The organism is Nostoc linckia z4, from assembly GCF_002608075.1.
Classification (GTDB): domain Bacteria; phylum Cyanobacteriota; class Cyanobacteriia; order Cyanobacteriales; family Nostocaceae; genus Nostoc; species Nostoc linckia.
The window spans coordinates 23,399-38,119 of sequence record NZ_LAHA01000037.1 but is presented as its reverse complement, the minus strand read 5'-3'; the positions used below and the strand labels follow the sequence as shown (position 1 = coordinate 38,119).

Here is a 14,721-nt window from a genome sequence, read left to right as displayed (position 1 = left end):
AGAGGTGGTTCTTTTTTCAAGCTTTAACTTCCGGTAGCCCTACCGTGATTGCATGGCTGCAAAAACTTTAAAGTTAAATGCTGATGGTCTAGCCCCCTTGTTTGCTTAGGGTTCCCAAGGATAGATTTAACCATTCTGGAAAAATCAACATCGTTAACTTATCAAAGTCAGCAATTGCAGGCAGAGATAATGAAAACCACAGAGCCATTTTTGCAGTTCTTGACCCAGCAATTGTCTTACTGGCGGCGATGGTACAGATTGCTACGCCGTAAAGGAAAGCTATTTAAAGGCACAAGCCATAGAAGGGAACTTGTAAAAGCTATCTTCAGAAATGTAATCTTGTTTGTCTCAAAAAGCAATGACAAAAGCGATCGCCAAAAACAAAAAAGAGCGCTAAATTTAATGGCAAAATCAGCTAACACTCACAGTACTATTTATACAGTTGTTTGCAACTGGATACATGGAAAGCGTTGCTTTGTCATTTTAGCGATCGCTATAGTATCTCTTACAGGTGTAATTGGTAATAGATTATACAACCAAACTCAAATACAAATTGGAAATCCAGCACCACAGACAATTAGAGCGCCGTATACAGATAGCATTGAAGATAAGAAAAAAACCGAAGCTGAGCGTAGAGCTGCTAGTAAAGGCTTTATAGCAGTATTGATGATTAATGTACAAATCAACGATCGCATCAATGAAAATTTACAAAAACTTCTAGATGATGGTAATGAAATTCGTACCATTGCAGGAGCCTTTCCGTTTTTTGATACTACAGCTTTGTCTCAATTTAGCCAGCACTACCTCCGTTCTTGTTCTGAGTCGGAATGGCAAGCAGTGATACTAGCTCTCGAAAATCATCGAAACCAGCAACGAAAAATCACAGGACGAAGCGCTGCTGTACCCAATCAAATACCAGCCAAAGAAAATTCTCTTTGGAGCGAAGTCAGTCAAAACACTGACTCTATTCAAGCAATAAAAGAACTAGAAGCTTACCAACTGACAAATTCTGAGAAAAGCTTTGCCTCACTGATTGCCCAAATTTCCGCAGCACGTCAAAAATACACTCAAGCTACTGCAAAACTCTTACAGTTGGAGAGTGTTAGCCCTGAAACAATATATGAGGAATCTTTGCTCTTAAACTTGTCAGATGCTAACTGGGAAAATACACAATTGGGAATCCATCAAAGTGCAGAGCGGATTCTCACTCAAGGCATTCCCCAAGGACTACCACAAAATATCCTACAAGATGCAATCAACTTACAAATCCAGACCTTTGTCCCAGAAGATGCCGAACCATTAGCCAGCAAAGTCTTATTAGCTGTACTTCAGCCAAATCTGCAAAAAGATGAGGAAAAAACCAGAGAAAAAGCTCAAAAAGCTGCCGCTGGGGTGTCACCTGTGATGGAAACTGTACGGCAAGGTCAGGTGATTGTCAAACAAGGAGAGCAGATTAGTGCCTGGGATTTTGAGGTATTACAGCATTATCACCTGATTCGCCGTCAAGTGAAGTGGGTGGAATTGGTGAAATTAGGATGCATTATTACTGTTGCCATTGGCATTTTTGTCTGGGTAGAACGACATATTGATTGCCAATTACGACAACGCGATCGCCTATTGGTGTTACTCCTCACTTTGAGTGTACCAGGAGTCATCGTTATGGGATTGCCCTACACTACTTGGAGTGCCCTTGGTTTACTGTTGGGTAGCTTCTACGGCCATACTTTGGGATTGACAGTTGTGGCACTGCTGTCACCAATATTAGCCATCAGCTTGGATATGAGCAAAGCTGCGCTTTTAGCTGGTGTAGGCGGAGGAATCTTAGGTAGTTGCATCGCCCAAAGACTGCGATCGCGTGAGGAATTGGCTTTATTAGGCGTGGCTATCGCTTTAACTCAAGGCGGTATTTACTTGATTGTCAAAGTCTTAATTGGCCAAGTATTTGGTTCAACTTGGTATATCGTCCTCCGAGAAGCAGGGTTATTTGCTTCGTCAGGCTTTGTTTGGAGTGTCATCGCTTTAGGTTTGAGTCCTTATTTGGAAAGATTTTTTGATTTAGTCACTCCCATCCGCCTTGCAGAGTTGGCAAACCCAAACCGTCCTTTATTGAAAAGACTTGCCACTGAAACTCCGGGAACTTTTCAACACACGCTATTTGTGGCTACCCTGGCTGAAGCTGCTGCCAAACAATTAGGATGCAATGTTGAATTAGTCAGAGCCGGTGCATTGTACCATGATATCGGAAAAATGCACGACCCTCTGGGATTTATTGAAAATCAAATGGGGGGGCCAAATAAACACGATACAGAAATTAAAGACCCTTGGAAAAGTGCAGAAATTATCAAAAAGCACGTCAGTGAAGGGTTGGTGATGGCGCGTAAACACCTTTTACCTACAGCAATTCAAGCTTTTATTCCAGAACATCAGGGAACAATGCTGATTGCTTATTTTTATCACCAAGCCCAGCAAATGGCTCAAGAAGATCCAAATGTAAGGGTAAATGAAGCAGATTTCCGCTACGACGGGCCGATTCCCCAGTCACGGGAAACAGGAATTGTCATGCTGGCGGATGCTTGCGAAGCGGCGCTGCGATCGCTCGAAGCATCTAGTAAACGTCCGCTACCAGTGAAGGGAAGCAAGGTAGGTGAAGGAGAAGAAAAGCGATCGGCTAAAGATGTCTCCGTAGAACAAGCTTTAACAATGCTGAACAATATTTTGCGTGCCAGATGGCAAGACAATCAACTCATAGATTCTGGGTTAACGCGGGAAGAAATGTCAAAAATTGCTCAGATATTTGTGGATGTTTGGCAGCAATTTAATCACAAGCGCATTGCTTATCCTAAGTTGAAGGCTACTAGCACTGTGCGGAATTCGTAAGTCTTAATACTGATGTTATTCACAATTTTAGCGATCGCCAGATTTAGTTTTAGTAAGTCAAGCTTCATCAACAACCAGAAAAAATTTCTTTTCGTGGACTTTACATTTCAAACCTAATCCAAAGTCCCTAACAGTCCCTTTTACTCATTAATTTTCAGTAGATCGCACAGCAGCCAAAATAAAATTGACTGCTGCTTGGGTATGCTGTTGAATCATTTCTGGACTTAGCAGTTCTAAATCCGGTCTAGTGTGCTTGATGTTTTCGTAAGCATTGAAGTATAAATTACAAACGCCAATAATATGTATGGTGGTGAGAAATGGATCGAGTTGACGAAAGCAACCCTCTGCCATGCCCCGTTCTAAAATTTTGATGAGATACGCAAAATTTTCTTGCCAATTTCCCTGTTTAAAATACTTTCCCTGATTTTGGTTTGCTTCTTGGAACCACAGCATTCCTCGGTGTGGGTGGGCTGCTTCGTAGGCGATCGCTTCTGTAACAAGCAGCTTCAAAGCCTCCTCTGGCGGTAACTTATCTAAATTTAGCTGTCCCAATCCTTCGTGCATTTCCACAGCCGGACGTTGCAACACAGCTTGATATAATCCTTCCTTGCTTTGGAAGTAGTAGTAAATCATCGCTGTGGTGACGCCTGCACCTTTGGCGATCGCCTCTGTCCGCGCCCCACTCAGTCCATTTCTCGCAAACTCCGCTTCCGCTGCATCGAGAATTTGCTTTTTTGTAGCCTCTGCGTCCCGCACTTGGCGAGGTTTTTTACCTGAAAGTTTTGATTGTGTTGAACGACCCACAGTACTCCATCAGTTTAACGAAAACATCTTAACTAAAAAATTAGTTAGTAGTTGACACAGAAGGGGAACTTGATTAAATTAATGATTATTAACTAATTTTTTAGTTAGTTGATTTTTTACATAATCTAGCGATGCAATAGTTGAAGTTAGCCGAGCAATGCTCGGTAGTACTTCGTTTGTTAACAAACAAGCTTTAATTATCCCAATTAACAGCGAACAGCGAGGGACTTCCAAGTAAAAAAATATTCCATAGAAGATTTTTGACGGTTAACAGTTAACTGTTAACTGTCAACAGTCAAAGCTTTCACCGGAATAATTGATTTTTTGGAGTTCCTTTACGTATTCCCTCAGACACAGGGAGTTGAATTCTGTGTTGATAAATAATTTGCTAATATTTTGGAGGAAAAATGCAACCAATTTTACCTGGTGCGCCTTGGTTAATCGCACATAAATCTACATTAGGAGTGAATAAACCTCATAAAATCACTTTAAATGGTCAGGATTATGTCATTTGGCAAAACCAAAAAGGCAAAGTGTTTGCCCTTGACAATATCTGCCCGCATATGCAAGCACCCTTATCATCTGGATGGGTTTGTCAAGAAAGAGATACTATCGCTTGCCCTTTTCATGCACTGGAATTTGATAGTCAAGGCAGACTTTATCAGGGGGATAAAAAAGACACTCAGCCAATTGTCAAGCCATTGGAGGTAGTTATTAGTCACGATTGTATCTGGACATATGGCGGATTTGAACCTAGATTACCTATCCCAGATTTGCATCAAAGGATTGTAGATGAGTACGAGTTTATAGGAGTGACTGGTGAAAAAAGTATTCATGGAGATTTTTTGAGTAATCTAATGGTTAACTACGACTATAATCACCAAAATGGTACTCATAGAGAGCTATTTAAAATCACATATTGTCATGTAAGCTCCTTTGAAGAAAAAGGATATTATGCAAAAGTAACACAAGATTTGAAGAGAGCAAAAAACACGCCAGGAGAAATTATTAAAAATCCTGTTTTGGGGATATTTCCTCAAAACCTCAGTAACACACTTGAATATGCTTTTCCTTCCACTACAGCTTTTTTTGCAAAAACACCCATTGGTGATATTGCTCAAATTCATATTCTTTATCCAGAAACAGAAACAAGAACTAAAACCTTTATTTTGATGTATGCTAAAATCAAAAATTACTTGATGAAATTATTCTTTAAAAATTCAGTTTTACAAGCAGCAGCCACAGTTATAGAACAGGATACTGGTGCAGTTGAAAGTTTGTATCCCCGACAAAAACCAAAAATTCGATTGCCAAATGAAGAGGTGATGTTTTACGCAGAAAACCTCTATCGTAATTGGTAATTATTTTTTTAATTTGATTATTTTAGGACTTACGCAAAAGTATGAATAAACGTACACGCGGAGCAGCTTGCCGATTGCACAATCATTCATTAGGTTTGTTGACACTTGACAGTCAACAGCTAACATGAAAATATATGTAATTCAAATGCGTAAGAGCTTAGTGAATTTGTTTTAAGGAACTCCAAAAAATAAATTATTCAGGTTCAGGTTGTTGACTCTCAACCGTCAACAGTCTTCCATACAATGTTTTTTACGAAGAATAAAAACCCCTGGTGGTTAACCAGAGGTAATGCAAGTCAGTACTTTTCGCATGGAATGTATCCTACTTCCATACCATAGCAAGCCTCTAATTGACCCATCTGCCATTTTGCCAAACAAAAAAGCCCCCAGTGGTAACCTGAGGGTTAATTTTTTGGAATAGCGGTAATCTACAAAGTTATTATTCCCAGGTAAGTAGGCGATCCAACCAAAATAGAACTATAAATTTCTATGTATGTGGGTAGATGCGGCATATTTTGAGCTTCGATGCTTACGTTTAAATAAGTAAAACTAATGATTAAAACTAGTTTTCCAAAATTCACAGCACTTGATTAATTTTTGTAAAGCAGTGTAAAGTATACTCACAGGCGAAAACAAAACCGCCTGATACATACATCAAATTTAACCGCAATCATAAAACAATGACAGCAACCATTCAACAGCGCCAAAGCGCCAACGTATGGGGCCGCTTCGCCAACTGGATAACCAGCACCAACAACCGCTTATACATCGGTTGGTTCGGCGTCCTGATGATCCCCACCTTACTAGCAGCAACACAGCACTTGATTAATTTTTGTAAAGCAGTGTAAAGTATACTCACAGGCGAAAACAAAACCGCCTGATACATACATCAAATTTAACCGCAATCATAAAACAATGACAGCAACCATTCAACAGCGCCAAAGCGCCAACGTATGGGGCCGCTTCGCCAACTGGATAACCAGCACCAACAACCGCTTATACATCGGTTGGTTCGGCGTCCTGATGATCCCCACCTTACTAGCAGCAACAGCTTGCTTCGTAATCGCCTTCATCGCAGCACCCCCAGTAGACATCGACGGCATCCGCGAACCAGTAGCAGGTTCCTTACTCTACGGAAACAACATCATCTCCGGAGCAGTAGTACCATCTTCTAACGCCATTGGTTTACACTTCTACCCAATTTGGGAAGCAGCATCATTAGATGAATGGCTTTACAACGGTGGCCCTTACCAATTGGTAATCTTCCACTTCCTGATTGGCGTATTCTGCTACTTAGGACGTGAGTGGGAACTATCTTACCGCTTGGGAATGCGTCCTTGGATCTGCCTAGCGTTCTCCGCTCCTGTAGCAGCAGCAACAGCAGTATTCTTGATTTACCCCATCGGACAAGGTTCCTTCTCTGACGGTATGCCCTTGGGTATTTCCGGAACCTTCAACTTCATGATCGTGTTCCAAGCAGAACACAACATCTTGATGCACCCCTTCCACATGTTAGGAGTGGCTGGTGTATTCGGCGGTTCTTTATTCTCTGCAATGCACGGTTCCTTGGTAACCTCTTCCTTAGTTCGTGAAACCACCGAAAGCGAATCTCAAAACTACGGATACAAATTCGGTCAAGAAGAAGAAACCTACAACATCGTAGCAGCACACGGTTACTTCGGTCGCCTAATCTTCCAATACGCATCCTTCAACAACAGCCGTTCCTTGCACTTCTTCCTAGCAGCATGGCCTGTAATTGGAATCTGGTTCACCGCTTTGGGTGTAAGCACAATGGCTTTCAACTTGAACGGTTTCAACTTCAACCAATCCATCATTGACTCTCAAGGTCGCGTAATCAACACCTGGGCAGACATCATCAACCGTGCAAACCTGGGTATGGAAGTAATGCACGAGCGTAACGCTCACAACTTCCCCTTAGACTTGGCATCTGCCGAAGCGGCTCCTGTTGCAATCAGCGCTCCTGCTATCAACGGTTAATCGTTGCCCTAGTCAACTGAACTGAAAATTAAATAGAATCAAAAGCGCCCTCCTTGATGGAGGGTGCTTTTTAGTGTCGGGACTCATATCAGAACATAATATTTTAGGACTTACGCAACTCGCATATTATTTTAAGTTTGTAGTAAGGACTTTAGTCCTCTAATAAGGACTGAAGTCCTTACTACAAGCAAAAAAAATTTATTTTTTGTGACACTTGCGTAAGTCCTGTATTTGTTGACTGTTAACAGTTCACGGTCAACAGTCAACACTTTTTCACTTGAGTGTGCGGTAGTGCAAGAATAATTCACTTCCAACTTGGCGAGTTTCAATGAGTTCTAGTTTAGGTGCATCACTCGGAAGAAAACCTTCACCCTCCACAAGAGTAGGCGCACTTGCTCCTCCATAGATGACGGGCAAAATTGTCAGCCACCAATCATCGACTCGCCCCGCGTGCACTAAAGAAGCTATTAAAGAGCCACCCCCCAAAGCAAATATTTTCCGGATACCCTGCTGTGCCATTAAGTCATATGCTCTATCCCAATCCAAGTCTGTATCGCCAAGTTCGATTAATTTGGCGAGCTTGTCTAAGGTTGTTGCATCAGAACTACCCTTGATAGCATCTCCTGTTGTAAATATCCACCGCTCAAGATCCTGACGAAAAAAATCCATATCTGGCGATAGATTCAGTGAAGATGTGACAACACAAGTAATTGGCTGGGGAGGCTGGCCCCGAAACTGACGTACTGCTAACAATTCGGGATTCTCAATTGTAAAAGCTATTCCCTCATTCCGAGCCGTCCCTGCTCCCATTAAAACTAAATCGGCCAAAGAAACTTGATATTCCAAGTGTTCTTGATCTACTGGATAGGAATTACGCGGTGCTTTAGAATCTACAGGGCTAATTTTCCCGTCAGCCGTGATAGCAAGAATTACAGTTGTTTGGATAGTTGACATAATTATGTTGTGAGAGTTATAGCGGTTTTCAACTCAGTGGAATACACTAGCAGTAAACTAATTACGAATATCATTTAGTGCAAGCATCTAGAACGTAATTCTAACTCCGAACAGGTGGGGAGGTGGAGTTGGGAAATTTTGAAATTACGTTTTTGAATGCAAATTGCTATGAGAATTTAAGATAAGCTCTAGTAGTCTGCCAACCCAAAAATGTTACGTGGAGGTTGGGTAAAGGTTAAAGGGAAAAGGGTAAGGGATAAAAAACATGAGTCCCTTTCACCTTTGCCCTTTAAAGAGCCAAGTTGCCTTGGCGTACTACTAGTGGCGCTTTTCGATGGTACATTACCAAATCTATACAGCTAGAATACCTAATTAAAGTTATAACTTCCTTAAGCTCTGCTAAGGCTAGTGCAGCACGGCGTAAATAAACAGACAAAACAGCCTAAAAGCCTCAAATCACAGTCTTTTGACTTTTGACTTTTGACTTACGCGCAGCGGTACTAGCTTGGTTAAGCATTTATAAATCATGCAATGTCATTGCCGTTGTATTCCTAGCTTTCTAGTTGCCTATTGTCTCCAAGTTCATGAGTGAAACTCCCTCGAAACCCATTGTCACAACCGCCTCTTTACCTGCAAATGAAGTAGAACGCTTAGAGGCACTGCGACGATATAACATTCTCGACACTCCACCGGAAGCTGCCTTCGATCGCATCACTTCCTTGGCAGCGCGCTTATTCAATGTACCAATGGCTCTGGTTTTCCTAATCGATGAATCGAGAGGCTGGTTTAAATCTGCCTATGGCTTAGATATGCGTGAGGTGCAGCGAGATGCGAGTATTTGCAGCTTGGGGCTGTTATCTAAGGAGGTAGTAGTCATTCTTGACATCAAGCAAAACCATCCTCTGGCATCAAATCCATTAGTCCACAATAAACCAGATTTGCGATTTTATGCTGGTGCGCCATTGCTGACCCCAGATGGCTTGAATTTAGGCACTGTTTGTTTGTTGGATACACAACCCCGTGATGCCTTCACAAATGAGCAAAAAGTTCTGCTGGCGGATCTTGCGGCAATGGTAATGGATGAACTAGAACTGCGATTGGCAACCCATAAAATTGCTCAAATCGATGCAGCGTTGCTGGAAGTCAGTGGAGGTCTTGGTGCTGTTACGGGTGAAGCTTTTTTCTTTGCTTTAGTACAGTATGTGAGCAAAGTGCTGGAGGTTGATTACACGTATATTGGTTTGGTGGACGGAGACGATAGACAAGCAATCCGGACAATGGCCACCTGCGCCAAGGGGCAGATTATTGACAACTTTAGATACCTGCTGGATAATACCCCCTGCCAAGAAGTACTCCGGCAACGAAAATTATGCTGCTATCCTAATCGAGTCCGAGCCTTGTTTCCCAATGCGCCCTTTTTGGAACGTTTCAAGATAGAAAGCTATGTAGCGGTTCCATTTTTTGACACCACAGGTTTACCCCTGGGCCTACTGGGCGTTATGGATACCAAGCCTTTAACAAATGTTCAGCTTGCAGAATTTCTCTTGAGTATCTTTGCCCTACGCATCGCCGCCGAACTGGAGCAACAGCAAACAGAAGCAGTACGACAACAAGCACAATATGAATTGCAGCGCTTAGTTGAACAACGAACGGCGGAATTATCCCAAGCAAACGAATTACTGTACCTGGAAATTGCAGAACGACAGCAAGCCGAAGCAGCCCTGGAAAAAGAACAGGAATTACTCAGAGTGTTGCTTGATAATGTCCAGGCAGGAATAGTGGCTTGTAATGCTCAAGGAATTTTGACTTTATTTAATCGCGCAGCACGAGAATTTCATGGTTTACCGGAGCAACCACTACCACCTGAACAATGGGCACAGTACTACGATCTGTATTTGCCTGATGGCAAAACGCGGATGTCCAAAAATGAGATTCCCCTATTTCGAGCCTTACAGGGTGAGATAGTAGAAAATGTTGAAATGGTCATCGCCCCCAAACAAGGAAAAGTCAAGACCCTACTTGCCAGCGGCCAGGCCATCTGGGATAGCCAGGGCAAAAAACTGGCGGCAGTTGTGGTGATGCACGACATTACCGAACGCAAACTTGCCGAAGCAGAGCTATTGATTTCCGATGTTGCTTTACGACAAATGCCCGATGCCGTATTTTTGACGGATTTGGAAGGTAAGATTCAACGTTGGTTGGGCAATGCCGAGCAAATCTTTGGCTATACAGCAAAAGAAGCGATCGCCAAACCAATGAACTTTCTCTATCCCTCAGACATGAAAACTGCAATCATGGCTAAAATCATGCAGTCTATTCAAGCCACAGGAGACTTTTGTGGAGAAATTCCCTGCTTCAGAAAAGATGGCTCCCCAGTACACATCGAGACAACAGCCAAAACTGTGTCTGACAAAGCTGGCAACCCCATATTTTTAATTTGTATCAATAAAGACATTAGCGAACGCAAACAAGCGGAAGCAGAACGCGCCCAATTGATGCGCCAGCAAGTCCAAGAACAAACTGCCCGTAAAGAAGCAGAAGCCGACCAACAAAGATCTGCATTTTTGGCAGAAATTAGCACGGCACTGGCATCATCATTGGATTATGAATTGACTCTGGCCAGTGTTGCCAATTTGGTAGTGCCATTTTTTGCAGATTGGTGTGTCATCGATTTGTTAGAAGACAATCAATTCATTCATCAGGTTGCTGTAGCTCACCGCGATCGCACAAAAGTAGCATTGGCTTGGGCAATTAATCAGCAATATCCCAGACAAATTGACGCTTCTCAGGCAGTTGGTAGGGTGTTGCGGACTGGAAAAACTGAGATAGCGGCAGAAATTCCAGATGCCGCATTGGTGGTGGCGGCTCAAGACGCCGAACATTTGGGAATTTTACGCCAACTAAGGTTAAAATCTGGCATTATCTCGCCATTAATTGCCCGCGGACAAATTTTAGGCGCAATTTCCTTTATTACAGACCAAAACCATCGCCGTTATACTCAGGCAGATTTAGCATTGGCAGAAGATATAGCCCATCGAGCGGCGATCGCCATTGATAATGCCCGCCTTTACTTAGAAGCACAGCAGTCACAAAAAGCCGCCACCAGATCTGCTGAGCGCATTACCCTGCTTCAGTCCGTGACGGCTGCTTTTTCAGAATCGCTAACTCCTTTGCAAGTGGCGGATGTAATTGTAGATCGAGGAATTGTGGCTCTGGGTGCTAACTTTGGCATGATTGCGCTACTCAACGACACTGGTACTGAACTCGAAGTCCTACGAACTGTTGGTTGTGAACCAGACCAAATCAACGCTTGGCAGCGATTTTCTCTCAATGAGCCTGTACCTTTGGCAGAAGCCGTGCGGACTGGACAACCCATTTGGGCAGAACCATCACAAACACGAGCAATCCGCTATCCACACCTGTCTCAACAGTACAAAGAGTACAACTTCCATGCTTGGATTTCCATTCCCCTGATGGTTGAGGGCCGAGCAGTGGGAGGTATGTCCTTTGGTTTCATCGAACCGCAACAGTTAGATGAGGAGCAACGAGTGTTTATTTTATCCCTGGCGCAACAATGTGCCCAGGCCATCGTCCGTACCCGCCTCTACGAAGCAGAACGAACAGCAAGAAGCGCCGCAGAAACCGCTAACCGAGTCAAAGATGAATTTTTGGCGGTTCTCTCCCATGAGTTGCGTACACCCCTCAACCCTATTTTGGGATGGTCGCGCCTACTCCAGTCTCAAAAGTTAGACTCGGCAAAAACAACTGAAGCTTTAAAAACCATCGAGCGTAACGCCAAGTTACAAGCCCAATTAATTGAAGATTTATTAGATGTGTCTCGCATACTGCAAGGCAAACTGAATCTCGATGTAACTCCAGTGGATTTGACCTTAATAATTAGTGATGCAATGGCAACAGTCAGACTGGCGGCGGAAGCTAAGTCAATTAAAATACAGACCATGCTCCAGCCAAATGTCGGACAAATAGCTGGTGATGCCAACCGCTTACAGCAAATAGTGTGGAATCTGCTGACAAATGCGATTAAATTTACACCATCATCAGGGCAAGTGGAAATCAAGCTCGAACAGTGTCAGGGGTTAGCTGAAATTACAGTTAGTGATAATGGCAAAGGTATTCCTTCCCAGTTTCTTCCCTATGTATTTGATTACTTCCGTCAGGCTGATAGTACCACTACCAGAAAATTTGGTGGTTTGGGATTAGGACTAGCAATTGTACGCCGCTTAGTGGAATTACATGGTGGTACTGTTGAGGCACAAAGCCCAGGGGAAGGATTAGGAGCTACTTTTGTAGTTAAACTACCACTGATGCTGACTCAAAGAACAATCAATCAAGATGTTAGCCAGACCGAGCAAACTTTAGATTTAAGTGGAATCAAGATTTTAATAGTAGATGATGATACTGACAGCCGCGAGTTTGTGGCCTTCGTACTAGAGCAGTCAGGCGCAAATGTTATGATGGCGGATTCTGCAATGGCAGGACTGAAAATGTTAGGAGATTTTCAACCAGATGTGTTGTTAAGTGATATCGGAATGCCCCAGATAGATGGCTATATGTTCGTGCAACAAGTGAGAAATCTGCCACCAGAACAAGGGGGAAATATAATAGCGATCGCTTTAACTGCCTATGCTGGCGAAATTAATGAAAAGCAGGCAATAGCAGCAGGATTCCACTGCCATATATCTAAGCCTATGGAACCAGAAGAACTAATAGAAACCATTGCAAAATTTCTCAAAAATTAGGTTGAAGGAGGCTAAATGTTCCCCTTTCCCCCTTCCCCTTTCCCCTTCCCCCTTCCCTACTCATTAAACAAATCCAAGTCCGTAACAGCACCAACACTGCTAGAGGAAACTAACTTGGCATATTTGGCTAGGATGCCTTTTGTATAAAGTGGTGGACGGGGTTGCCATTTGGCGCGGCGACGGGCTAATTCTGCATCGTCTATGTTGATTTGCAATCGGCGAGCATGAGCATCAATGGTGATGCTATCACCTTCTTCCACCAGAGCGATCGCACCACCAACGGCAGCTTCGGGAGCCACATGTCCCACTACCATCCCGTAAGTACCGCCGGAAAAGCGTCCATCGGTAATTAACCCCACTGTATCACCTAAACCCGCACCAATAATTGCTGAGGTGGGTGCAAGCATTTCCCGCATACCAGGGCCGCCTTTGGGGCCTTCATAGCGGATGACTATTACATCACCAGCTTTAATCTTACCTGCGAGGATGGCATCTAAGCATTGTTCCTCGGAATCAAATACCCTTGCAGAACCGGTAATGCTGGGATTTTTTACTCCGGTAATTTTTGCTACTGCTCCCTCTGTTGCAAGGTTGCCTTTGAGAACTGCTAAGTGGCCTTGGGGATACACTGGGTGATTCCAAGGACGAATCACATCTTGATTGCTTGGTGGTTCATTGGGGACATCTGCTAAAATTTCGGCGATGGTTTTACCTGTGATGGTGATACAGTCTCCATGAAGTAATCCATGCACTAATAGCATTTTCATCACTTGGGGAATACCACCAGCTTGATGTAAGTCTGTGGCTACGTATCTACCACTAGGTTTGAGATCGCACAAAACAGGGACACGAGCGCGGATAGTCTCAAAATCATCTAAATTAAGTTCTACATCAGCTGCACTAGCGATGGCCAAAAAATGTAACACGGCGTTAGTTGAACCACCCACAGCCATAATTACAGAAATAGCATTTTCTATAGATTTGCGGTTGATGATTTGCCGGGGTAACAGTTGATGGCGAATTGCTTCTACTAATACCTTGGCTGATTCTTCGGTGTTATCGGCTTTTTCGTCATCTTGTGCCGCCATTGTGGAAGAATAGGGTAAACTCATACCCATCGCTTCAAAGGCTGAGGACATAGTATTGGCTGTGTACATCCCACCGCAAGAACCAGCACCGGGACAAGCATGGCGTTCTACTTCCATCAGTTCGTTGTGGTCAATTTTGCCAGCACTGTATTCACCCACAGCCTCAAAGGAACTCACAATAGTCAAGTCGCGGCCATTGTAGTGTCCTGGTTTAATTGTGCCACCGTAAACAAAGATAGCCGGGATATTCATCCGTGCGATCGCAATCATCGCTCCTGGCATGTTTTTATCACAGCCACCGATGGCAATGACACCATCCATATTTTGACCATTACAAACGGTTTCAATGGAGTCAGCAATTACTTCTCGTGACACTAGGGAATATTTCATCCCCTCGGTTCCCATAGAAATCCCATCACTAATGGTAATTGTGCCGAAGATTTGCGGCATCGCCCCGGCTAGTTTAATTCCCGCTTCCGCTCTTTGTGCTAGCTGATTGATACCAATGTTACAGGGTGTGATGGTGCTATAAGCATTAGCCACACCCACAATTGCTTTGTGAAAGTCTTCATCTTGAAAACCCACTGCACGCAGCATAGCCCGATTTGGCGATCGCTGCACTCCTTGTGTAACAACTTTACTTCTGAAATTCTCTGACATTGCTTTGGCCTTGAGGGAATTGCTGTACAAGCATCATAGGTAATTTTTTTTGAGATGTCTAATATATGTTTAGTTAAAATTGATATTTTAAAAATATCAAAAACTTGGTACTACGACACCGTGCTACTTGATTACAAAGCGCAAATTAGTTATAATTAATACTAATAATTTATAAAAATCCACTTAAGTTTGAAAAAGAACCGCCAAGAACGCTAAACA

7 protein-coding genes and 1 pseudogene are annotated in these 14,721 nt (G+C 43.2%); 5 read left to right on the top strand and 3 right to left on the bottom strand.

Annotated features, from left to right (window positions below):
- Positions 1 to 189 precede the first annotated feature (189 nt).
- Positions 190 to 2,877, top strand: a complete 2,688-nt coding sequence (locus VF06_RS24725) for an HD family phosphohydrolase (protein WP_099068376.1) — start codon at positions 190 to 192, stop codon at positions 2,875 to 2,877.
- A gap of 147 nt (positions 2,878 to 3,024) precedes the next feature.
- Here VF06_RS24725 and VF06_RS24720 read toward each other — a convergent pair whose 3' ends face one another.
- A complete protein-coding gene (locus tag VF06_RS24720) occupies positions 3,025 to 3,681 on the bottom strand; it encodes a TetR/AcrR family transcriptional regulator (protein ID WP_099068375.1) in 657 nt (218 codons plus the stop codon).
- Between the two features lie 407 nt (positions 3,682 to 4,088).
- On the opposite strand from VF06_RS24720, the gene VF06_RS24715 reads away from it, so the two are divergent.
- The 3 genes and pseudogenes from VF06_RS24715 to psbA all read left to right on the top strand — a co-directional run bounded on the left by VF06_RS24715 (position 4,089) and on the right by psbA (position 7,040).
- Entirely contained in the window at positions 4,089 to 5,042 is a 954-nt protein-coding gene (locus tag VF06_RS24715; RefSeq protein WP_099068374.1) for a Rieske 2Fe-2S domain-containing protein, read from the top strand.
- Between the two features lie 680 nt (positions 5,043 to 5,722).
- Positions 5,723 to 5,857, top strand: a pseudogene (locus VF06_RS39465) (photosystem II q(b) protein); the annotation flags it as partial.
- Positions 5,858 to 5,957: 100 nt separating this feature from the next.
- Positions 5,958 to 7,040, top strand: coding sequence for a photosystem II q(b) protein (psbA, locus tag VF06_RS24710; RefSeq protein ID WP_099066039.1), 1,083 nt, complete (start codon positions 5,958 to 5,960; stop codon positions 7,038 to 7,040).
- A 273-nt stretch (positions 7,041 to 7,313) separates the two neighbouring features.
- Here psbA and VF06_RS24705 read toward each other — a convergent pair whose 3' ends face one another.
- A complete protein-coding gene (locus tag VF06_RS24705) occupies positions 7,314 to 7,994 on the bottom strand; it encodes a RibD family protein (protein WP_099066038.1) in 681 nt (226 codons plus the stop codon).
- A gap of 584 nt (positions 7,995 to 8,578) precedes the next feature.
- Between VF06_RS24705 and VF06_RS24700 the strand changes: the two genes are divergently transcribed.
- Positions 8,579 to 12,754: a GAF domain-containing protein gene (locus VF06_RS24700; RefSeq protein ID WP_099066037.1), complete on the top strand. Its 4,176-nt coding sequence runs from the start codon at positions 8,579 to 8,581 to the stop codon at positions 12,752 to 12,754.
- Between the two features lie 56 nt (positions 12,755 to 12,810).
- Here VF06_RS24700 and ilvD read toward each other — a convergent pair whose 3' ends face one another.
- Entirely contained in the window at positions 12,811 to 14,502 is a 1,692-nt protein-coding gene (gene ilvD, locus VF06_RS24695; protein WP_099066036.1) for a dihydroxy-acid dehydratase, read from the bottom strand.
- Positions 14,503 to 14,721: the final 219 nt, after the last annotated feature.